18 protein-coding genes, 2 riboswitches and 1 other annotated feature are annotated in these 22,603 nt (G+C 36.0%); all 18 genes read right to left on the reverse strand.

What is annotated here, in order from left to right; all coding sequences use genetic code 11:
* Nucleotides 1–20: 20 nt before the first annotated feature.
* The 18 genes from EZV73_RS20210 to EZV73_RS20295 all read right to left on the reverse strand — a co-directional run bounded on the left by EZV73_RS20210 (nucleotide 21) and on the right by EZV73_RS20295 (nucleotide 22,558).
* Nucleotides 21–1,700 (reverse strand): peptide ABC transporter substrate-binding protein, encoded by a 1,680-nt coding sequence (locus tag EZV73_RS20210; protein WP_240842239.1) that lies wholly within the window; start codon nucleotides 1,698–1,700, stop codon nucleotides 21–23.
* A gap of 225 nt (nucleotides 1,701–1,925) precedes the next feature.
* Nucleotides 1,926–2,921: an ABC transporter ATP-binding protein gene (locus EZV73_RS20215; protein WP_240842240.1), complete on the reverse strand. Its 996-nt coding sequence runs from the start codon at nucleotides 2,919–2,921 to the stop codon at nucleotides 1,926–1,928.
* The gene (locus EZV73_RS20220) at nucleotides 2,921–3,940 is read right to left on the reverse strand and encodes an ABC transporter ATP-binding protein (RefSeq protein WP_240842241.1); all 1,020 of its coding nucleotides are present in this window, start codon (nucleotides 3,938–3,940) and stop codon (nucleotides 2,921–2,923) included. The genes EZV73_RS20215 and EZV73_RS20220 overlap by 1 nt, the downstream gene beginning before the upstream one ends.
* Before the next feature lie 10 nt (nucleotides 3,941–3,950).
* The gene (locus EZV73_RS20225; protein WP_240842242.1) at nucleotides 3,951–5,390 is read right to left on the reverse strand and encodes an ABC transporter permease; all 1,440 of its coding nucleotides are present in this window, start codon (nucleotides 5,388–5,390) and stop codon (nucleotides 3,951–3,953) included.
* 10 nt (nucleotides 5,391–5,400) lie between these two features.
* Complete coding sequence (locus tag EZV73_RS20230) at nucleotides 5,401–6,321, reverse strand: ABC transporter permease (RefSeq protein ID WP_240842243.1); 921 nt, start codon at nucleotides 6,319–6,321, stop codon at nucleotides 5,401–5,403.
* Between the two features lie 488 nt (nucleotides 6,322–6,809).
* Complete coding sequence (gene ligA / locus EZV73_RS20235; RefSeq protein WP_240842244.1) at nucleotides 6,810–8,789, reverse strand: NAD-dependent DNA ligase LigA; 1,980 nt, start codon at nucleotides 8,787–8,789, stop codon at nucleotides 6,810–6,812.
* Complete coding sequence (locus tag EZV73_RS20240) at nucleotides 8,786–10,960, reverse strand: ATP-dependent helicase (protein WP_240842245.1); 2,175 nt, start codon at nucleotides 10,958–10,960, stop codon at nucleotides 8,786–8,788. Before EZV73_RS20240 ends, ligA begins: the two co-directional genes overlap by 4 nt.
* Nucleotides 10,961–11,332: 372 nt before the next feature.
* The gene (locus tag EZV73_RS20245; protein WP_240842246.1) at nucleotides 11,333–12,133 is read right to left on the reverse strand and encodes a bifunctional 2-polyprenyl-6-hydroxyphenol methylase/3-demethylubiquinol 3-O-methyltransferase UbiG; all 801 of its coding nucleotides are present in this window, start codon (nucleotides 12,131–12,133) and stop codon (nucleotides 11,333–11,335) included.
* Between the two features lie 17 nt (nucleotides 12,134–12,150).
* Entirely contained in the window at nucleotides 12,151–13,143 is a 993-nt protein-coding gene (gene asnA, locus EZV73_RS20250; RefSeq protein ID WP_240842247.1) for an aspartate--ammonia ligase, read from the reverse strand.
* A 69-nt stretch (nucleotides 13,144–13,212) separates the two neighbouring features.
* Nucleotides 13,213–13,452, reverse strand: a binding site (T-box leader).
* Nucleotides 13,453–13,565: 113 nt separating this feature from the next.
* Entirely contained in the window at nucleotides 13,566–14,000 is a 435-nt protein-coding gene (locus tag EZV73_RS20255; RefSeq protein WP_240842248.1) for a YaaR family protein, read from the reverse strand.
* Nucleotides 14,001–14,002: 2 nt separating this feature from the next.
* Nucleotides 14,003–14,221, reverse strand: a complete 219-nt coding sequence (locus EZV73_RS20260; RefSeq protein ID WP_240842249.1) for a hypothetical protein — start codon at nucleotides 14,219–14,221, stop codon at nucleotides 14,003–14,005.
* Nucleotides 14,218–15,957 carry a hypothetical protein gene (locus EZV73_RS20265; RefSeq protein ID WP_240842250.1) on the reverse strand — a complete coding sequence of 580 codons (1,740 nt, stop codon included), beginning with the start codon at nucleotides 15,955–15,957 and terminating at the stop codon, nucleotides 14,218–14,220. The genes EZV73_RS20260 and EZV73_RS20265 overlap by 4 nt, the downstream gene beginning before the upstream one ends.
* Before the next feature lie 122 nt (nucleotides 15,958–16,079).
* A riboswitch (cyclic di-GMP riboswitch) is annotated at nucleotides 16,080–16,203 on the forward strand.
* Nucleotides 16,204–16,207: 4 nt separating this feature from the next.
* A riboswitch (cyclic di-GMP riboswitch) is annotated at nucleotides 16,208–16,348 on the forward strand.
* Nucleotides 16,349–16,424: 76 nt separating this feature from the next.
* Nucleotides 16,425–17,573, reverse strand: coding sequence for an ABC transporter permease (locus EZV73_RS20270; protein WP_240842251.1), 1,149 nt, complete (start codon nucleotides 17,571–17,573; stop codon nucleotides 16,425–16,427).
* Nucleotides 17,570–18,865, reverse strand: a complete 1,296-nt coding sequence (locus EZV73_RS20275) for an ABC transporter permease (protein WP_240842252.1) — start codon at nucleotides 18,863–18,865, stop codon at nucleotides 17,570–17,572. The genes EZV73_RS20270 and EZV73_RS20275 overlap by 4 nt, the downstream gene beginning before the upstream one ends.
* Before the next feature lie 10 nt (nucleotides 18,866–18,875).
* Complete coding sequence (locus EZV73_RS20280) at nucleotides 18,876–19,805, reverse strand: ABC transporter ATP-binding protein (RefSeq protein WP_240842253.1); 930 nt, start codon at nucleotides 19,803–19,805, stop codon at nucleotides 18,876–18,878.
* 8 nt (nucleotides 19,806–19,813) lie between these two features.
* On the reverse strand, nucleotides 19,814–20,773 hold the full coding sequence (locus EZV73_RS20285; protein ID WP_240842254.1) for a hypothetical protein: 960 nt from the start codon (nucleotides 20,771–20,773) through the stop codon (nucleotides 19,814–19,816).
* An 86-nt stretch (nucleotides 20,774–20,859) separates the two neighbouring features.
* Complete coding sequence (locus tag EZV73_RS20290) at nucleotides 20,860–21,474, reverse strand: response regulator transcription factor (RefSeq protein WP_240842255.1); 615 nt, start codon at nucleotides 21,472–21,474, stop codon at nucleotides 20,860–20,862.
* Nucleotides 21,467–22,558, reverse strand: coding sequence for a sensor histidine kinase (locus EZV73_RS20295; protein ID WP_240842256.1), 1,092 nt, complete (start codon nucleotides 22,556–22,558; stop codon nucleotides 21,467–21,469). The genes EZV73_RS20290 and EZV73_RS20295 overlap by 8 nt, the downstream gene beginning before the upstream one ends.
* Nucleotides 22,559–22,603 lie beyond the last annotated feature (45 nt).

The following is a 22,603-nucleotide window of genomic DNA, read 5'->3' on the forward strand; positions in this document are numbered from 1 at the left end:
CAAGCACGGGTTTATTAATCTTACTTATCGATGTAAGCTCTACCAAAGTAGAATTTACCAAGAACAGTTCTCTCAACGTCTTTTAAGTAATCTTGTTGGTGAATTTGATCTACGTAGTTGTAGATTGGAATAAACCAAGCTTCTTCAACTAAAACTTGCTCAGCTTGAGCTAACATGTCATATCTTTCTTGACCTTTAGCTGCAGAAGAACCTTTGATTAAGTTATCAAATTCTTCGTTTGACCACTCTGGTGAGTTAAGTGGAGAACCAGTGATGTAGAAACCGATGAAAGTTAATGGGTCAACGTAGTCGCCGATCCAACCACCACGAGCTACTTGGAACTCATGAGATTTTCTTAACTCTTGGAATACACCCCACTCCATAGATGATACTTCCATATCAATACCTAAGTGAGTCTTAAATGCATCTTGCATTTGTTGAGCTACTAATAAGTGACCTTCAGATGAGTTAGTTACATACTCAATAACTGGGAAACCTTCACCATTAGCAAAGCCAGCTTCAGCCATTAATTCTTTCGCTTTAGCAATGTTAGCTTCCATGTTGTAAATATCAACACCATAAGCTAATGCTTTGTCAGCAAACTCTTCACCGTTAGCATCTTTGATTCCTGGAGGAATAAAGTTGATAGCAGGAATGTTACCAGAGTTAAGCATATCTGTGATTGCAACTCTGTCGATTACTAATGATAATGCTTGACGTACTCTAACATCTTGTAACTCAGTTAATTTATGAGCGTTTAAGTTGATGTAGTAAGTACCAGGTCTAGCTTCGATTCTGAAAGTAGGATCTTCTACTAATAATCTTGGAATCTCTGCTGGTGGTAAAGTTGTATTGAAATCGAATCCGCCTGATTCGTATTCAGCTAATGCTGCAGTACCTTCGTTGATCATCTTAGCAACGATCTTGTCGATTTGTACTTCTTCAGCTTGCCAGTACATTGGGTTCTTCTCTAAAACGATTCTGTCGCCAGGAACGTATTCAGTTAAGATAAATGGACCATTACAGATAACTGTAGTAGGATCAGATGCCCAAGCACCATCAGCTTTAGCTTCAACAGCTTCTTGTCTTAATGGCATTAATGTAGCAAAACCAGTTAAACCAACAAAGTAATCAGCTGGAGCTTTTAAAGTAACTTCGAAAGTTGACTCATCGATAGCTTTACAAGAATCATAATTGAACTCGTCAAAGATCCAAGCGTAGTCAGAAGCTGTAGCAGGATCAGTGTTTCTGTTCCAAGCATATTCGAAATCAAAAGCAGTTACAGGCTTACCATCAGACCATTTAACACCATCTCTGATATGGAAAGTGTATACTAAACCGTCTTCAGATACTTCATGGCTATCAGCCATAGCGTATACAGGTTTACCGTCAACTTCTCTCATTAAACCTTCGAAAGTATTGTTAACAACGTGACCAGAGTTAACAGCTGCATTTAAACCTGGGTCTAAAGTTTCAATTGTAGCACCAAGGTTCCAGTTCATAACCATTTCAGTCATTTCTGGTTCAGTTGTTTCAGTCTCTGTTTCTGTTTCAGTTTCTGTAGCTGTTTCAGTTTCTGTTTCTGTAGCTGTTTCAGTACCTGTGTTAGCAGGTTCTTCTGTAGCATTGTTGCCACCGCAACCTACAAATAACGAGAATACTAGAGCAACAACTAACATTAGAGTTAATAGTTTTTTCAAGATTTTCCCTCCTTTTAATCTTTCCCTATTATTAAATGCTTTATGTCAACAGCAAAGCTGTAAACACCTTATTAGGTTGTTTCATTTTTGTAATATTTTATACTCGTTTCATTATAAACCATAACCACTTAAAAATCAAATATATTCAAAATATTCAAATTATTCAAACTGTGAAGTATGGTACCACCTGAACACCTTTATTTACAAGGTGTTCAGGTAGTTTTTTTAGAAATTAGGATCATTCACTTTGTGACATGAAACCCAATGGTCATCCTTTACTTCCATAAGCTGTGGTTCCACTTCAGCACAAACTTCCTTAGCATAAGGACATCTTGTTCTAAAGGTACAGCCTGATGGTGGATTAATAGGTGATGGTACATCACCTTCAATGATGATTCTGTTAGAATTTCTCATAATCTCTGGATCTGGAATAGGAATTGCAGATAATAGAGCTTGAGCATATGGATGCAGCGGCTCAGCATATAAAGAGTCTGAAGTTGCAATTTCAGTCATCTTACCTAAGTACATTACACCAATTCTATCTGAGATATACTTAACCATGGATAAGTCATGGGCAATAAACAAGTATGTTAAACCACGCTCTTTTTGTAAATCTTCAAGCATATTGACAACCTGAGCTTGAATAGATACGTCTAGTGCAGAGATAGGCTCATCACAGATAATAAAATCTGGGTCTACTGCCAATGCTCTAGCTATACCAATTCTCTGTCGCTGTCCACCTGAGAACTCATGAGGATATCTAGATGCATGATCTTTCGATAAACCTACAGTTTCTAGTAAATCAAATATCTTTTGCTGTCGCTCTGCACCTTTTGCCAAACCATGAATATCAAGAGGCTCACCAATGATATCAGCAACAGTCATTCTTGTATTTAATGAAGCATATGGATCTTGGAAAATCATTTGGATTCTCTTACGATATTCCATTAATTGAGATTCCTTCAAATGAGCAATATCCACACCATCAAATATGATTTCACCTGCAGTAGGATTATAAAGTCTGATTAAGGTTCTACCAGTTGTCGATTTACCACAACCAGATTCACCAACGAGACCAAAAGTTTCACCTTTTTTGATGTTAAATGATATATCATCTACAGCCTTAACTGCAACGTTTGTTTTACCAAAGAAACCTTTTTTAATTGGAAAATGCTTCTTCAGGTTTTTTACTTCTAATAAAAGTTCATTGTTATTTGACATTATTTAACCTCCCTTCTAACGCCTGTTTGTACTTCAATCTTAGGCGCATCCGGATGGTTCAACCAACATGCAGATCGATGGCCATTCTGCTCAAATGTATACTCTGGGAATTCATCTAAACAAATTTTCATAGTATATGGACATCTTGAAGCAAATGGACATCCTACTGGTGGTTTCAATAAGTCTGGTGGTGAACCAGGGATTGGAACCAGTCTTTCTTCTTCGTCAATATCTAATCTTGGAATAGATTTTAAAAGTCCCATTGTATATGGATGTCTTGGGCTATAAAAGATATCATCAATCTCGCCTTCTTCCATTACAAGGCCACCATACATAACAACAACTCTAGAACACAAGTCAGCCACAACACCAAGATCATGTGTGATTAAGATAATTGATGTTTCTACTTTTTCCTTAAGTTCTCTTAAGAGTTCTAATATCTGAGCCTGAATGGTTACATCTAATGCTGTTGTAGGCTCATCCGCTATAAGTAGGTCTGGTTCACAAGCCAAAGCGATTGCAATCATGGCACGCTGTCTCATACCACCAGAAAACTCATGTGGGTAGTTATCAATACGCTCTTCAGGAGCTGGAATACCAACTAAATCAAGCATTCTAATGGCTTCTTTTCTCGCTTCACTCTTATCTAAACCTCTATGAAGCTTCAAGCCTTCCATAATCTGATTCCCAATTGTATAAACTGGATTTAAAGATGTCATTGGATCCTGGAAAATCATAGCTATTTTATCACCACGAATACCTAACATTTCTTTATCAGACTTTTTAACAATATCTTCACCTTGGTAAAGGATCTCACCCGATTTAACTTTACCAGGGAACTGTAACAATCTCATAACCGATAAAGATGTAACACTCTTACCAGAACCAGACTCACCAACAATACCAAGAATCTGACCTTTTTCTACGTTAAATGAAACACCTCTAACTGCCTGAACCTCACCTAAATGGGTATAAAATGAGGTTTTTAAATCTTTAACTTCTAAAATATTCTTACTCATTTTACACCTCTTACTTTCTTAATCTAGGGTCAAGTGCGTCTCTTAAACCATCACCCAAGAAATTAAATGCCAATACTGTTGCAGAAATAAATAGAGCTGGGAAGAACAACTGATATGGATATGCATTTAAGTTTTGAGTTGCTTCCTGTGCCATTGTACCCCATGATGCTACTGGTACAGCAATACCAATACCGATGAAACTTAAGAATGCCTCTGTAAATATCGCTGATGGAATACTCATTGCAAGTGATACAATGATTGGACCCATTGCATTTGGAATCAGGTGACGAGAAAGGATTCTTCCAGTAGATGCACCGATTGTTCTTGCTGCCAAAATATATTCTTGTTCCTTAATACTTAAAATCTGTCCTCTAACCAAACGAGCCATTCTTACCCAGAATACAATACCAAGTGCCAGACATATGGTAAAGAGACCGGTTTGATCAAAGAATACCTGGATTAAGATTACGTAGATTAGAAGCGGTACTGTAGAAATAATATCTACTATACGCATCATAACATTATCTACTGTGCCACCAATGTAACCAGAGATACCACCGTAGAATACACCAATGATAAAGTTTACAAGCGTTGCAACAAATGCCACTGTTAAAGAAATTCTAGCACCGTACATAACTCTTGAGTAAATATCTCTACCTAATTGGTCAGTACCGAACCAGTACTTGTTGTTTAACATTGTTTTAGACGTTTCAAGTTCTTGATCACCAATAAATACTTTGTATACTTGGATCTCTTTTAACTTGTTTTCAATATCGTCTCTAGCTGCTTCTCTTTTAGCTTCGTCTTCGATGTCATCAATTTCTTTTTCAAACTCAACTCTTGCTTCTTTCCAGTAGAAATATGGAACAAACACAATCTTGTCTTCTATTTGGAAGAACTTAAATTGATGCATAGCCTTAGGAAGTGTTAAGTACTTCTCAATTGATGCAAACTGTTCATCTGTTAAAGCTTCATTGATTTCTTTTTTATATCTTCTGTATTCCATTTCAGGTACAGGTTCGTCTGCTATTTGACCATCCTCAACTAAAATGATTTTAAACTCATATGGAATCAGATAGAAGTATGTATCTTCATCAAACTTATATAGATGTAAGATAGATGGAAGATTGGCATTACCATTGTTTATCTTTCTTTCAGGCTGTAAAACAAATAATGCATCTGCAGCAGCATCGTCTCCTGCAGCTCTTAATCTTTCTACTTCATTCTCATACTCATTGTTGTTTTTCCACTCTACGACTACTGTTCCGAAGTAACCCCAAATGATTAAGGCAACAACAACGATTAAACCCAACATGGCTAATTTATTTTGCTTTAATCTTCTCCAAGCATCTTGCCAATACGTAAGACTCGGACGAGCTATTACGTCTTTTTCCATAGATTCACTTGGTACACGTTCCCACATTTCTGCAGGTATCTTTTTCACAGACATAAAATTCCCCCTAATCGTTTAACTTAATTCTTGGATCGATGTATACATAAATGATATCTACTAAGAAAATCATAACAATATACAATGCAGCATACAGGATAACTGTACCCATGATCATGGTATAATCTCTACTTTGTACACTTGATACGAAGAAATCACCCATGCCTGGAATACCAAATAATCTTTCTACTACAAACGAACCCGTCATTACAGCTGCAATCATTGGTCCCATGTATGTGATAACTGGTAATAATGCATTTTTAAGTGCATGTTTACCGATAACAACAAATTCTGATAAGCCTTTTGCTCTTGCAGTACGAATATAATCTTGTCTAAGTACTTCTAACATACTTGAACGTGTCAGTCTTGCTACGAAAGCTAGTGAGAAACCACTAAGTGCAATAACTGGCATAATATATGAAGCTGGTGTGTCTAAGCCCGTGGCGGGTAGTAGACCCCACTTAGTTGTTAGGAAATATCTAAGACCAGCACCAATTACGAATGATGGTACAGCAACGCCGACCGTTGCCATGATGGTTACGATATAATCCTCCCATGAATTCTGTTTCAAGGCGGAGACAATTCCAAGCGGCATCCCCAGTATGATTACAAATAAGGCTGCAACCCCACCAAGTCTAGCTGATACTGGGAATGTTAATTGTAATAATCCCATTACAGTTTCACCTTTTCTTGTATAAGAAGGTCCTAAATCTAATCTTAAAATGCCTAAAAAATAATCTTTAAATTGAACAATTAATGGATCATCTAAATGATACTTTTCTTTAATTGCCTGCTCAATTTCTGGTGGTAATTGCTTTTCTCTAGTAAAAGGTCCACCAGGCAGTGCTCTCATTAGAAAGAATGTTAGTGCAATTACAAAGATTAAGGTAATCACCATACTACCAATTCTTTTTAAGATATAACTTCCCAAACTTTACACTCCTTTCGACAGTTCCATCGAACTCCCCCCAAAGATAAATGAACGAAAAAAATCGAAACAAACTTTTGCATCGAATAAAATTTCACTTAGCTTAAGTAATTCTAAACTATTATTTGATATAAAACTTGTTTCATATCTTTCATTTATCACATTTACATGTATATATTATATTAAACAGCTAGACTTTTCAATGTTTTCAGAATATTTAGTCCAATTACAAAAACGAAATATTTCTGAAAGCTTGACCCCATGCGGATTTCGTGAGTTAAGATTTTTTTAAGATTTAAAGCTTAACTAGTCTTAAAAATCATCTTTTATTACATAATAAACCATTTGATGAATTATATTGAAGTCAAAAGAATAAAAAAATAAGGAAAATATAACCTTATTTTTTCCTTATTTTCTCAATTTCAGTTTTATTTAAGCTTTATATAACATTCATATGACAAGATAAGTCATAGTTAAGAAAACGTTAACATTTATAAAACACCTTCCGATTTAAGAAATGCTAAGCCATCTTCTTCGTTCATAGTTTTTACACCAAGTGATTCTGCTTTTGTTAATTTCGAACCTGCTTTGTCACCATAAATCACATAATCTGTTTTTTTACTCACACTGCCACTAACTTTTGCACCAGCATTTTCTAGTATAATTTGGAGTTCTTTTCTACCGTAGTTTTCTAGAGTACCAGTAAGTACAAAAGTCAATCCGCTTAAGGAAGCACTGGCTTGAGCCTTAACAACAAACTTCAGACCTTTTTCTTTTAATGTAGCAACCATCTCTTTGGCACTATCTTCTTTAAAGAAAGCAACAAAAGAATCTGCCATTTTATCACCTATCTCATCAATTTCAATAAGTGACTCTTTAGAGGCATGAATGAGATCATCAATATTACCAAAATGAGCAGACAATACTTTGGCTGCCTTAGCTCCAATCAAGGATATACCAAGACCTCCTATGAACTGGTGTAGTTCATTTTCCTTTGACTTTTCAATGGCATCAAGCATTTTATCAATCGACTTATCACCAAAACCTTCAATTTCAGACATAGGCAGTTTATACTTATCTAAATCATAAAGGTCTTCAATCTTCTTAACAAAGCCTTCCTTTAAAAGCATTTGAATAACAGCAGGTCCCAAACCATCAATATTCATAGCATTTCTTGAAACAAAGTGCTCTAAACCTCTCTGTAGTTTTGCAGGACAAATAGGGTTTGTACACCTTCTTGCAACTTCCCCTTCTAGCCTTTCTGTATCATAACCACAAACAGGACATAGATGTGGTAGTTTAAAAGCAACTTCCTGACCGCTTCTCTTATCTTTTACAACCCTTACAACTGCAGGGATTACATCACCAGCCTTCTGAATAACAACTGTATCGCCGATTCTGATATCCTTTTCATCAATATAGTCTTGATTATGTAGAGTGGCATAAGTAATGGTTGAACCTGCTACAAATACTGGCTCAAGTTCAGCTTTTGGTGTTAAAACGCCTGTTCTACCGACTTGGACAATGATGTCTTTAACAAGGGTCTCTTTCTCTTCAGCTGGAAACTTATAGGCAATGGCCCATCTAGGACTTTTGGCCTTTACACCTAAAGTTTGACGCTGTGACAAATCATTCACCTTAACAACCATACCATCGATATCATAAGTAAGTTTGTGACGCTTTTCGATCATATCATCACAGTGATTTATAACCTCTTCTATGGTAGGACACTTAAAAATCTCAGTTGTTTTAAAGCCAAGTTCTTTTAGAAACTCAAAGTTATCATCATGTTTTTTTATGGTCTCATCACCACCGTTTAAAACATTAAAAACAAATATATCTAAAGGTCTTGATGCTGCGATTTTAGAATCCAATTGTCTTAAAGAACCAGCCGCTGCATTTCTAGGATTGGCAAAAGCCGGAAGGCCAGCTTCTTCTTGATTTTGATTCAGTTTTTCAAATCCCTTCTTAGAAATAAAGACTTCACCACGTACTTCTATGTCCACAGGCTGACTCAACTTAAGGGGTATAGACTTAATGGTCTTAACATTTTCCGTAACATCCTCCCCGACTTCACCATTACCACGTGTTGCGCCTTGGACAAGTATGCCCTTTTCATACTTCAAAGCAACTGAAAGTCCATCTATTTTCATTTCAAGAATATAATCTACACCAGAAACTTCTTTTTTGACTCTCTTGTCAAAGTCTCTTAAATCTTCTGCATTGTATGAGTTGTCTAAACTAAGCATACGTGTTGTATGACTTACCTGGCTAAATGCATCTAAAGCTACACCACCAACCCTGTTAGACGGCGAATCCTCTGCTTTTAAGTCAGGATATTTTTCTTCCAAATCCATCAATTCCTTTAAAAGCATATCGTACTCATAATCTGTAATTGTAGGATTATCAAGAACATAATAGTTATGGTTATGTTCATTTAATAGTTTCGTTAACGCCTCGATTCGTTTCACTCAATAACCTCCAGTGGTGCTATATCTACTTGCAATTTCTTGATACCTTTATTATCAAAAGCTATGGTTAAAATGCCATTCTTATTTGAAATGACCATACCCTTTCCAAACACTTTATGCATGACTTTTGTTCCCGCTTTAACAGCATCTGAATCTGTAATAGCAGATGTCTTTACATTGCTTTCAGCCTTAGCCTTTTCCTTTAACATATCCATGGTGAGACCAAAAGATATTTTTTTTCTCTTCTGGGCTATTTCTACATCACCAAAATACTCTCTTGGAATCTCAGAAATAAATCTTGATACCTGGTTGACTTGTGTTTTACCAAACATGGTTCTAGTCGTTGCATGAGAAATACATAGTGTTTCTTCAGCTCTTGTAATGCCAACATAAGCCAGTCTTCTTTCTTCTTCGAGTTTTTCTGGATCCTCTATAGACCTAAATGAAGGAAAGATGTTTTCTTCTACACCAACTAGATAAACATGAGGAAACTCAAGACCCTTAGCTGAGTGAAGCGTCATCATAACAACTGCTTTTTCCTCTTCGTCCATGCCGTCGATATCTGACTGTAAAGAAGTTTCTGCTAAGAAATCCTCTAATAGGCCTGTATCTGAGGCTTTTTCAAACTCAACAGTTGCAGACACCAGTTCCTTGATATTGTCTATTCTAGACTGAGATTCAATGGTATTTTCCTCACGTAGCAGTCTAATGTACATGGTTTGATCGATGATAGATTCTAGTATTTTTGTAACTTTTACATCGTACATTTTTTCTCTATGACGGTCTATAATAGAGACGAAGTCCTTTAAACCTGTTATGATTTTATTAGAGAACATGTTCATCTCAATGGCCATAACAATGGCATCAAAGAGGGTGTCACCTTCTTCTCTAAGTCCTTGAATTTTTTCTATGGTCTTTAAGCCTATACCACGTTTGGGTACATTGATAACTCTTAATAAAGATATCTCATCTTGCTGATTTTGTACCACACGCATATAAGCCAGTAAATCCTTAATTTCCATTCTATCGTAGAACTTTAGGCCACCATAGATTTTATAAGGAATGTTGTATTTTCTAAAAGCCTGCTCAAATACACGCGACTGGGCATTGGTTCTATATAAAATGGCGTACTCATTGTAGTTGTTACCAGAATTGAAACCATCGTGAATTTGTCCCACAACATGAGCTGCTTCATCAAACTCATTTTGGGCCTGATAATACTTAAGTGGTTGACCACCAGCATTGGCCGTCCAAAGTCTCTTTTCTTTTCTTTGAGTGTTATGTTTGATAACTGCATTGGCTGCATTTAAGATCATTTCCGTTGAACGATAGTTCTGCTCAAGCTTGATCACCTTTGCTTCCTTGTAGTCTTTTTCAAAATCTTTGATATTTCTAATATCTGCCCCACGCCAGCCATAAATGGACTGGTCCAAATCACCTACCACACATAGGTTTTTATGAAAGCCTGATATCATTTTAATAAGTAGATACTGGGCTTTATTCGTATCTTGATACTCATCTACAAGCACATATCTAAATCTTGTTTGATAATATTCTAAGGCTTCTGGACTATTTTGTAATATTTTAATGGCATTGATGATCAAATCATCAAAGTCCATAGCATTGTTTTCCTGAAGCTTCTTTTGATACAGTTTATAGACTTTTATGGCAGCCTTATAAGCATAATCACCTGAATATAACTCTTCAAACTTATCTGGTCCAATCATGACATTTTTAGCTTCACTGATTTTCGATATAATAGACCTGTCAGTATTTTGCTTGTCATTGATGTTTAATGTCTTCATACACTGCTTAATCAAAGTCTTTTGATCAGAAGTATCATAGATAACATAATCAGATGCATAGCCAATTTCTTCTGCATACTTTCTTAATATACGTACACAAATAGAGTGGAAAGTTCCAATCCACATGCCATTTGCAATATCTCCTACCAAATACTCAATTCTTGACTTCATTTCCTTTGCAGCCTTATTGGTAAAGGTAATGGCTAATATCTTACTAGGAAACACCTGCTTTTCTTCTAATAAATAAGCAATCCTATGTGTTAAGACCCTCGTCTTACCTGAACCGGCCCCTGCCAGTACCAGTACAGGACCATCTGTTGCTTCTACAGCAGCTCGCTGCATATCATTTAAAGTACTTAAATCCATGAATCTCTCCTTACGAATATACGTTCCTTATATTATAACATAGCTTAGAATTACTTTGTAGTCTTCTATTATAAAGAAGACAAAAAACATACAACGTAAAAAGCACACCAATGTGACATAAATGGTGTGCTTTACTATTGGGATAGAATCAGTAACTTTGTACTCTTATAACTCATACTTCTTTACGATCTATACTAAACTTAAAATAAAAAACTCGGTACTACTCTGAAATACTTCTTTTTAAACCTTAAAACTAAATTACGTGTTCGTGATTCTAATTTAAAACTTTAAAAACCTATTCTGAGTTACCGATTCCATCAGGAAATGTTTCTTCCTAATCACTATATACCCAAGAATAATAGTTTCTAACAATTATTTTCTAACCACAATCGTTAAGTGCTCAGTCGCTTGTCTGTACTCAGGTTTTTCACAGCATCTGCATGCCATTTCAAGGTAGTTTTTATAGAGCGTCTTTGACTGTTCATACAGACTTTTCATCTCCAAATGCATACCCGAAAGAAAACTTTCAGCACCAGCATATGACAGTAAATGAAGGCTAGAAGCTCGTACTTCTTCTAGTGCATTTTCAGGCGTTGTGAAGTAAGCTGTTGTAAATGACTCCTCGTGACTGAGTTTTAAATCACCGGTCATATAATCTTCTAACTTACTGAGATCCTCAAAGACATCAGGACATTCAAAGACACTTGATTTTAAAACGCCTAAGGTGTTGATATAGGCTATGATTGCTGTGCCGCCATCTTTAAGAATTCTTCTTACATCATGTAGTACACTTAACCTCTCATGCAGCTCATGCAAATGATACATAGGACCTAGCAGTAAAACACCATCAAAGCTGTCATCAGGAATCTCTGACAAGTCTGTTGCAGACTTATGGATATAGTCACCTTTAAAGCCTTCAGATGTCATTTTTTCTTCTGCAATCTTAAGCTCTTCTTTAGAAATATCTACTAAAGTCATATCATAACCCATACTTGCAAGCTCTACAGAATATCTACCTGGTCCAGATCCAATATCCATGATTTTTCCTGAAACAGGAAAATATTTTTTAATCAAGTACATGGTTGTCTCAAACTCTACTTGACTGTAATGTGTTGAAAGTCTGTCCCACTCTCTATGGGCGTTTTGATCATAATACTTAGCTACTTCACTCATAATGCACCCCTTATCTTTTATAAAAGCATGATGCCTTCTTTCTCACATGCTTCATGTATCTCTTTTGTCCAAACACTTGCTTGAACTTCACCAATATGTCTCTTTCTTAAGAAGAACATGCAAATTCTTGATTGACCAATACCGCCACCAACTGTATATGGCAGTTCACCAGCTAAAAGTTTCTTATGGAAATCAAGTGATTTTCTATCTTCAGCATCAGCCTTCTTCAGCTGTTCTTCTAATACTTCTTCAGAAACTCTGATACCCATTGACGACATTTCAAATGCAGAATCCAGTACAGGGTTGTAAAAAATAATGTCTCCGTTTAATGACCAATCATCGTAGTCTGGTGCACGACCATCATGTCTTTCACCTGATTTTAACTTATCACCAATGCCAATCAAGAATACTGCTTTTTTCTCTCTACAAATAGCATCTTCTCTCTCTTTTGATGTCATCTCAGGATACATATCCTCTAGTTCCTGAGCTGAAATAAATGTAATCTCTTCAGGTAAGATTGGTTTGATATCTGGATAACAGTCATGTACTTTTTCTTCAAGACTCTTAAATGTTGAGTATATTGAAGTGACAATCTCTTTTAAAGTTGCTTCAGTTCTCTCTTCTTTTGTAATGATTTTTTCCCAGTCCCACTGGTCTACGTATATTGAGTGTAAGTGGTCCATCACTTCATCTCTTCTGATTGCATCCATGTCTGTGTAAAGACCTTCGCCAACTTCAAACCCATATCTATGAAGTGCCATTCTCTTCCACTTAGCGAGTGAATGAACGATTTGTACATCTCGACCTAAATCCATAACGTCAAATTGTACGGGTCTTTCTACGCCGTTTAAATCATCGTTTAAACCTGATTCCTTGTAAACAAATAATGGTGCTGACACTCTTGATAAGTTGAGTGCTCCAGCCAGTTTCGCCTGGAAGAAATCCTTCACTATTTTGATTGCCGATTCTGTTTCTCTTAATGATAAATCTACTAAATAATCTTTGCTCATGATACCTATCTCCTCTTCTACATGAATAAATAACCACTTTCTTGTAATAAAAAAAGCCCAACATCCCTACACAGGGACGAAAGACATATTCCGCGGTACCACCCAAATTAACTAATCACAGTTCACTTATTCGGTACTTACATACCTATCAACTATAACGGGCTGAATCCGTCTAAGTCTACTCTTGCGACAGCAATTTCGGTTAGATGCTCAGAGATGTTCTTGGGTATTAGACTACATGTCGGCTTCCACCATTCCCGACTCGCTAGATGTTTCCATAATACTTACTCTTCTCGTCATCGCTTTTGAATCATAAATTGCAATGTGGTTGTTTCTGCAATTTGTATTTCATTTTTTACAATCATACAAAAGTTCTGTATGCTTGTCAACACTTTTTTATAAAAATCAATAAATATTTTTGATTATGCATAAATATTAAGAAGGAGACCCTCTATTTCTCCAATCTTGGTAAGAAGTTTAAGGCTTGATTTTTCTTGTTGCAATAAGTCTTCCGTCAGATTGATCATCTTCTCATCAATCATTGAAACCATGCGCATAATCTTTGATCTGCCCGCACGACCATGACCACGTCTTTCTACAACCTTTAAGCCAAAATTGACCGCTTCTTCAACAAACTGCTTAACCATTTCCTTGTATTCAATTAAAATTTCTACATCTCTTTTTTCAGAAAGCTCACGACCTTTTTTCTTGATGTCATCAAGCATTTCATCTAAGTGAGACCTTTCTCCTTCTTCTTCCGTTAAAGCAAATATCTCATCAAAAGCTAAAGAAGGCTCTACCCTGTTAATCTTCTTTTTGCTTGTTCTTTCAGTTCTTCTAACACTGTTTACTTTCATCATTAAGCCCTTTCTGCCTGGTCGATTATCTCAACGACACAGCTGATCAGTTCATAAAGCTGTGGCGGTACATTTTCACGAAGGTCCATATCAATCATTTCTTTAAGTTTATTAGGATCCTTTTCAATCGGTACATCTGTTTCCTCTATCATACCACAAGCCATATTGAATTTATCACTGTATTCATAATCACTTTCATATGCTTGATATTTATTCTTCATAGTGTCACCTCAAAGCCATCTTTTGATTTTTCTTCTTGCATATCTTCATTAAGCTTTTGATACTTAATACTAGACGCTGTAAAACCAACCTCTTCTAATCTCTTAAGGCCTTGAGATACAAAAGGTTTCATTTTCTTTTCTATATCATCCCTATCGTTTTTGATAGTGATGTTTACATTAGCATTATTGACATCAACTAAAACACCCGTGTCACCTAATTTGTTTAAGTGAATCACAAAATAAAGCCTAGAGTTTTTCCAGTCAATCTTTTGCCTGTCCTTTTTAGCATTCACATGGACTTTAATATTTTTGACTTCACCTTCTAAAGATATTGGCACATTGAAAGTCATCTGCTGTTTATTTGATTTAATCTCAAGTTTGTTAAGGAGCTGCTGGCCGGTTAAGTTATCAAGTGTCTCTTTTGCCTGCACGCGTTCAGTCGCTGATTCTTCTAACTTCAGTAAAATCATTTTTAAGTTAGCTGGTGCCTTTTCATCACGCCTAAACTTATTCAGTCTTTCAGATACTTCTGCTTCATGATTAAGTCCCATTGATCTGAATGTTTCAAGGACCGCTCTTGGACTAGACTTCATATCTCCTTCAAGTCTAAGAGGCACAGACTTAATGAGTTCTTTTTCATATAAATTTTCGATTAGAACTTGCTTAGAAACTGCAAACATTTTCGTCTTTACAGGCTTGTAGGAAATTCTATCAACAAGATCTTTAACGTCTTTTATGATCTTCATAGCCTTATCTAAATCCTGATCTAAGAGGTTTCTAGCCAGTTCAAGTTCCCCACTGGATTGTAAGAGATCTCTTTCAGTTTTGATGTCTGTATACAAAGGCACATCGGTCTTCATAATGATATGATCAAGTTTATCAATTACCTGTGATAAAACTTCCTTAACAGGCAGGCTTTCAGGCTTTTCAATAATTTGATTCAGCTGATTAGAAACAGCCTTTTGATACATATCAAAGGTCTTTTTTGTTTCAGCCATTTTTTCAGTCATGGTCACCTGAACCATTTTCATTGCAGGTTGTTCTTTTGTAAAAAAGTCCGCTTCTACATGTGGCGAAATAAATTCAGCCACTTCATCTAAAGACTCACCTAAGGCTTCGAAAACCTCCTCGATCAAGTCGATTTCTTCATGACTTAAATCTGTTTCTGGCTCTTTGACCTTAGCAGTTTCAACTGGTTTTTCATTCATTTTATAATCATTAGAAGTTTCTGGTACTTTCATTTCAGGACCTTCTACTTCAGATTGGATAACTTTCACAGCTTCATTAAAAGCTTCAGTCATAGTCTCTTTAACCATGACCTTTACTGCTTCTTCAAAGGACAAACCTTTATCCATTAAGGCTTTGAGTTCATTTCTCACTTCTTTTGGAAGGCTCTGCAAAAAATCCCCCTTTGGTAACTCGGGCATTTCCACATTAACAGGTGCATCAGAAGTCAGTGCGTGGTGCACTTTCTGAAGATTCTCCTTAGTAATTTCTATATCCTTATCCATGGACTTTTGAAGGGTCTCTAACTTAGACTCAAGCGTACCTTCAGTTTCACTTAAAAACTCCTTTACCTCTTCCATTTTCTCAGGTGTAAGCTGCTCGCCATTCTTTTCGAAAAGCTCTTGGATCTTCTTTTCCTCAAGACTGTATTTTGTTTCAGCTTTCTTAGGTTCTACCTTGATTTGTTGAGTTTTATTAACTTCGGGAAACAATTTATTTAAAATTTTCATATTAGACTCCATTCTTATTATTAGTATCGGTAAAATTAAATCGATTCCTTAGTAAATTTTTTTCACGATATGTGTTTAGATTCATTTATTCTGGGTATACACTTTAATGGCATAGTCATATGCTGAATCAAAAGCAAATTATATGAAAATATATGACGCAAAACTATAGGGTCTAAGTTTTGATTACTATTCACTAGATATTCATTTATCCAAAATAGAAACAAAATAAGATAGCCAGTTACCAAAAGCTTTTCAGAAAAAGCTAACTATATGAAAATATAGGACGCAAAACTCTAGGGTCTAAACATATTTTACACACCTTATCTTGATAGGACATCGGACATGATTTGTAATTAAGATAATAAAATATGCAAGACAGCCAGTTGCCTAGAAAAGTTCTTTTGATGATCCACCCCTCGTTTCGAGGGGTTTTTTATTGCAATAGAAAAACCAATCTTTCGATTGGTTTAAGCACTTTTTTTCTGTAGGAAGAATGCGCCTAATAACATATAGACCATTCCCATAGCAACCAGCACTGCAACACTAAAAATTACCTCATTGAAGCCAGCACCGTAGACCATGATTTTTTCAATTGCTGAAACAGCCCATTTCTGTGGTGTGATGTTTGATAATAAAAGCAGTGGTTTTGCTGTCACAATTTCAAGTGGCCAGAAGCAGCCACCTAACATAGCTGTACCTGTTAAAATAACTGGCGATATGGCTGACAATTGTCCCATCGTGTTGACAAAGTTTGATAAAAACATACCTAAGGCTGTTACACAAAATACAAAGGCTGCAACAACAATCAGCATATGAAATATATTGCCTGCCCAGTCTACCTTAAAGAGATACTTACTCACGATAAACATAGAACTGACTTGAACAAAACCGATAACAAAGACCATCAGTAAATTGCCACCTAAAATAGATAGCTTTGAGATCGGCGAAATAAGTAACCTATCCCAAGTATGGTATTCTTTGTCCATTAGAATGTCTGATATACCAAATACAATGGTAAACATGGCAAAGAAGAGTGAGAATCCAACAACAGAATGTTTGACAGAATCATATGGTCTTGCATCCGTTAGACTTCTTGAAACAAGCTCGATTGGTTTCTTATAATCTCTATGCTCTTTTAAAGCTGCTCTTGTATATGTAGAAGTATCCTTCTGAACAACTTGATTGAGCATATTTATAAGCGTCTGGTCGCTGTTCACTTCATTGATACTGACACTTAACAAGGTATCCATTTGTAAATTCGACATATTTTCGCTTGTAATAAGTTTTAAAACTTCAACCTTGCCACTCTCTACTTGTTCTTCAAAACCCTCTCTTAAATAAAAGGCCCCCGATACATCATAGTTTTTTACAGCTTCTTTTGCCTCATCTAATGAATATGAAATGACTTCATAACCTTCTTGTTTATCTAACTTTTCAGCTAGTAGTTGACTCATTGTGGTATTGTCTTCATCCACAAGGCCAATATAAGTCACTTCGTTTGTATAATCAATTGATGAAAATACACCAATCATAACAAGGGTCATTGCAGTCATAATCCCAATTAGTTTTATATCATCACGCATCTTCATCAGTCGGAGTTTTAATATGGCAATCATGCTGTCACCTCCTCTAATTGAACACTGCGGTGTGTTTTCTTATTCGAAATAATCATTAGGCCTAAAACCATAAATACAAGGCCATTGATAATCAATGAAACCATGGATGGCATCATCTCTCTTAGACTCGCTTCCATCATAACCTTTTGAAAGATTTCTAATGAAGCACCGTTTAAGAGAATACGTGAAATCCACTGAAACCATGCTGGCATCATAAACAAAGGAAAATAAGAACCACCAAACAAGGCGAGGATTTGAAAAATACCAGATTCTAATACATTTAATAGCTTAAGATCGCCTGCCTTTAAAGCCAAGGCAGCCAAAAGGGTGCCAAAACCTGTTACTGAAAAGGCAACTATCAAGATTGCCAGCATCAACATGGATGGTCTTCCCCAGTAAACGCCAAATCCAAAATGTGATGTTAAAATCATAAGACTGATCTGCATGATAACAATGATAAATATCAAAGTTAGCTTACCAAACACAACCATCTTTGAAGAAATTCCTGCACTCAGTTGACGCTGAAGTGTATAGTTTCTTTTTTCTAAAAGCATGAACTTAGCACCGTATGATGCCCCAAATAAAAGGAACATGGCCATCATAGCCGTAGAATAATACTGTCCAGAGTTGACCAACTTAAGCTTGTCAATCCTATATAAGCTAGATTTAACCTCTAAAGGTGATTGCTCTCTTTCTTGAAGGCCAGTCATGACTTGATCAATGATCTGACTGTCAACATTAAAATGATTCAAGGTTTCGTAACTTACCTTGTTCATAATCATAACTTGAGACAACTGATCCATAACCCCACCGATAAGTTTTTCTACGATATCAGAACTGTATTGTCTGGATTGATTTCGTATCACCTCTACACTGACTTTTTTCCTAAAGGCAGGCGACATATTTAGGGCAATATCCTTAAGATATGTTTCAGGCAATACAACAACACTTGATATAGAATCTTCTTCTATCCTTTTTATGGCTTGGTCGTAATCAAGAAACTCATACGCTACAAAGGATAAGTCTTCACTATCTAGAACATCTGTTAAAATTCCATCCAATTCTTTTGCATCTTCAAGTGATAGATAGTCGCCTCTATCCTCTAAGGTGTATGACTTGACAATACCAATGTTAATTTTCCATACCTCATCGTCTCCTGATCCAAATGAACCGGCCAAGGCAAGACTTAGGATGGTATATAATATAATTGGCATTGCAACAAGCATAATCAAAGCTTTTCTATCTGTTACGACTATTTTTAGATCTTTTTTGATTAGATTAATAAGACCCATGGTCTCCTCCTTAATCTCTTAAGGCCTTTCCTGTCAGCTTTAAAAATACCGTTTCAAGATTAGGATTTTCCACATCAATGGATGTCATCTCTATATCAAACTGACTAGAAGCCTCAACAACTTCTTTTATTAGATTCTCTTTTTTCTTTGTATAGACTGTTAACTGATTTTGATCAACCGTCACCTTGTCCACATGGGCATTCTTTTCAAGTACATCCTTGATACCATTTGGGTCTTTGGCAAATGAAACAATGACTTTTCGGTCACCATTAATAGATGATACCAAAGAATCCTTTGTACCAGATGCAATAACCTGACCTTCATCCATAATATAAATACGGTCACAGAGAAATTCCACTTCCTCCATATAGTGACTGGTATATATGATAGACATGCCCTCTTCATTAAGTGACTTAATGGTCTCTAGAATATGATTTCTAGACTGTGGATCAATGCCTACTGTAGGCTCATCCATGATCAGAAGTTCCGGTTTATGAAGTAAGGCAGCACCAATATTGATTCTACGCTTCATACCACCAGAATATTTTTCTACCTTATCTTTTAAACGGTCTTTAATACCAATAATTTCTGAAACTTCTTCAATACGCTTTTTTAATTCATGACCCTTAAGGCCGTAGGCATGTCCCCAAAACTTAAGGTTCTCATAGCCTGTTAAGGTTGGATAAAGAGCAATTTCCTGAGGAACAATGCCAAGTACCTTTTGTATAGGTTTTGGGTCCTTTAATACATCCGTTTCCTTAAATTCGATTAAGCCAGCATCTGGTTTTATAAGTGTTGAAATCATAGATATGGTCGTTGATTTTCCAGCACCATTTGGGCCAAGAAGTCCTATGATTTCTCCTTTTTCTATATACAAATCTATGCCCTTTACTGCCTGTAACTGACCATAACTTTTTTTGAGATTACTAATTTTTAACATATATCCTCCTAGTCCATAAAAGCTTCAAAGTTTTCTATTATTTCTTCACTGGTTATATAATCTTCTTCACCCACATCCGGGAATGACAGCACTTGTTTTTCATGTAGATCATAAAGTTGATATTCTGCATGAAAACGGACTTCATTAAGTGCCTCTTCTATAAAGTCTTTAAAAGACAGTTTTACATCATAGACATGATGTACGATGTATTTATCAATGTCAATGTAAGCCGTCATCTTAAACTCATCAACAACAACATTGTCCATAAATGTACGCATACCTAAGATCATTTCATCTAATGAAAGATTGTTTTCATAAGTCATCATTTGGTCATCTTGATAAACATAGCTTGGATACTTTGGTATCATCTCAACAAACTTAGGATCTTTTTCTAGTAGGGTCAATACATCTCCAAAAAACTGATGAACCTGTTCATTAGAAAATGAAATGACAAACTTCTTAACCTTGACTTCACCTTCAGGTGTATCGATGACCTCGTCACCTAGATTCACCACATCTTCTTCACCTACAAGAGCTAACCACATTTTCTTTATTTCTTCTTCAGATGCCTTGGTAAAAGGTGGTTCTGCATATAACTCATTGTCCTCATACTCAGCTAAAGATAAGTATTTGCCCAGAAAAGGTATTCTAAGATATTCATCTTGACCAGATTTATAGAAAATTGTATCTAGCCCAATGGCGTCATTGCCAAGATACTGTCTTGCTATGACGTCTTCTCCAGAGAACTGGGCATTTTGCTCATAGACGATCTTGCCTAGAAAATCTTCCAATTCAGGATTATCTTTTACCACTTGATCTGAAAAATCAACTTCTAAAGTCATATCCAGTTTAGACTGGCCTTGTTCAATTGTCTGTGTCTTTAAACTTGCATCCCTGTAATATTCCAAAGCATCTGTTTGGCATCCTACCAAGAAAACAATTAATATTAACCATATCCACTTTTTCATAGTAACCTCCATCTCTTTGAAACCATTGTAGCAAGTTTTTTTTTATATAACATGTACCGAATGTCATTTCTAAACCATGACTTTTGTCACTTTTTCGATTTCAAGACGTGGATTGCTAGCTGCGTCCTATCTCTCAGTTCAAGTTTCGAGAGTGCCTTAGTAATATGATTTTTTACAGTGCCTTCACCTAAAAAGACCTTTTCAGCAATTTCTTTGTTATTAAGTCCTTCTGCCACCAATAGGCATACTTCTTTTTCTCTTTCTGTCAAAAGGTCCAGATCATAGACCTCATTAGGTATTTGGGTAAACTGGTTGACAAGCACCTGCTGGGCTTCACTGGACATCTGAACCCCTCCATCTAGCACCGTTTTAATAGCATCTATAATAATTTGTATTTCTGTATCTTTTAACAGATAACCCGAAGCGCCTGCTCTGATAGCATCTGTAATAAATGCTTCATTATGAAATGTTGTCAACATAATAACTGGCACACCAGTCATAAGCTTTACAGCCTCAACACCATTCATAACAGGCATCTGAATATCCATTAAAACAACATCCGGTTTATAAACAGACAGCATTTTTACAGCTTGGTCACCATTTTCGCATAAGCCAACCACATCAATCCCCTGACTTTCAAGAATCATCTTAAGGCCTTGTCTGAAAATCTTTTGGTCATCTACTATCATAACTTTAATCATTCTTCACCTCTATATATCCTTTAACAGTAAACCCGTCTTGACCTGATATGTCAACCTTACCATTTAAAGCTTCAATACGCTCTCGCATCCCTTTGAGACCATAACCTTCATTGATTGTACCTACACCCTGACCATTATCACTAATTTCAAAGCTATACATACCCAGGCCTTCTTTAACCTGTATGTCAATCTTATCAGCACCGCCATGTCTTATGCTATTGGTCATACATTCCTGGATCAACCTGTACAAGACTTCAAAACAATTCTTATCTTCAATCTCATCTGGCAGCTTGTAGTTAACTTCAATGTTCACGCGGTCTCTAAATCTATCAATCATAACATGAATATCTTCTCTAATCATGTCATCTTCATTCCTCAAGGTTTCCACTACCTGACGAATGGTTTTCATCCCCTGCCTAGCAGACGATTTTGCCTTGATAATCATATCTTTAGCCTGATCTGGCTCTGAATCAATTAAGAGACTAGCCATCTCAAGCTCCATAATCAAGGCCATCATATCATGACCAAAGGTATCATGAATGTCTCTGGCAAGCTTGTTCTTTACGGCTAGTCTTGTTAAAGACTCCAGCTGCTCATTTAAGTCTTTTTGAATCTCTTTTTCCTTCTTGTTTTGATTGATCAAAATCAAAGAAAATACAATTAAAATATGAATAACAAGCATAAAAACTATTTCAGAAAGTGTGCCAAGATTTTGCCTATAATAAAAGAGAACACCATAGTTATAAAGTGTTACACCAACAATCAAAGCGCCGATAATCTTTTGCCACTTATCTTTAACAAGAAGACCAACTTCTAGTAGTAAAATCATCAAGAGCATGTAGACATAGTAGTTGATGACAAAACGTGACAAGCGACTCATCATAACAAGTATCATAACATCTATAATTAAAGAAGGTCCTTTAAACTTATCTGCAAGCATAGACCTTATAAAAGGCAGTAGCATGAGCATAATAAACAAGGTGATCAAGATAATAAACCTTGATCCTACCACGTTTTCTAAAGCTATAAATCCAAGTGCAATCATACCAGTTAAGAGCGTTCTAATCCAAATCCATCTATTCATATAAGCCTCCAATCATATTATCTCAAATAAAGTATATAAAAAAAA

The sequence above is a fragment of the Acidaminobacter sp. JC074 genome, assembly GCF_022496765.1.
In the GTDB taxonomy this organism is placed as follows: Bacteria; Bacillota; Clostridia; order Peptostreptococcales; family Acidaminobacteraceae; genus JABXKX01.

Excerpts from the sequence above, each read along its gene's own strand:
- EZV73_RS20215 (WP_240842240.1), bottom strand. The coding sequence starts at position 2,921 with ATGTCAAATAACAATGAACTTTTATTAGAAGTAAAAAACCTGAAGAAG.
- EZV73_RS20220 (WP_240842241.1), bottom strand. The coding sequence starts at position 3,940 with ATGAGTAAGAATATTTTAGAAGTTAAAGATTTAAAAACCTCATTTTAT.
- EZV73_RS20225 (WP_240842242.1), bottom strand. The coding sequence starts at position 5,390 with ATGTCTGTGAAAAAGATACCTGCAGAAATGTGGGAACGTGTACCAAGT.
- EZV73_RS20240 (WP_240842245.1), bottom strand. The coding sequence starts at position 10,960 with ATGGATTTAAGTACTTTAAATGATATGCAGCGAGCTGCTGTAGAAGCA.
- EZV73_RS20245 (WP_240842246.1), bottom strand. The coding sequence starts at position 12,133 with ATGAGTGAAGTAGCTAAGTATTATGATCAAAACGCCCATAGAGAGTGG.
- asnA (WP_240842247.1), bottom strand. The coding sequence starts at position 13,143 with ATGAGCAAAGATTATTTAGTAGATTTATCATTAAGAGAAACAGAATCG.
- EZV73_RS20255 (WP_240842248.1), bottom strand. The coding sequence starts at position 14,000 with ATGAAAGTAAACAGTGTTAGAAGAACTGAAAGAACAAGCAAAAAGAAG.
- EZV73_RS20260 (WP_240842249.1), bottom strand. The coding sequence starts at position 14,221 with ATGAAGAATAAATATCAAGCATATGAAAGTGATTATGAATACAGTGAT.
- EZV73_RS20265 (WP_240842250.1), bottom strand. The coding sequence starts at position 15,957 with ATGAAAATTTTAAATAAATTGTTTCCCGAAGTTAATAAAACTCAACAA.
- EZV73_RS20270 (WP_240842251.1), bottom strand. The coding sequence starts at position 17,573 with ATGATTGCCATATTAAAACTCCGACTGATGAAGATGCGTGATGATATA.
- EZV73_RS20275 (WP_240842252.1), bottom strand. The coding sequence starts at position 18,865 with ATGGGTCTTATTAATCTAATCAAAAAAGATCTAAAAATAGTCGTAACA.
- EZV73_RS20280 (WP_240842253.1), bottom strand. The coding sequence starts at position 19,805 with ATGTTAAAAATTAGTAATCTCAAAAAAAGTTATGGTCAGTTACAGGCA.
- EZV73_RS20285 (WP_240842254.1), bottom strand. The coding sequence starts at position 20,773 with ATGAAAAAGTGGATATGGTTAATATTAATTGTTTTCTTGGTAGGATGC.
- EZV73_RS20290 (WP_240842255.1), bottom strand. The coding sequence starts at position 21,474 with ATGATTAAAGTTATGATAGTAGATGACCAAAAGATTTTCAGACAAGGC.
- EZV73_RS20295 (WP_240842256.1), bottom strand. The coding sequence starts at position 22,558 with ATGAATAGATGGATTTGGATTAGAACGCTCTTAACTGGTATGATTGCA.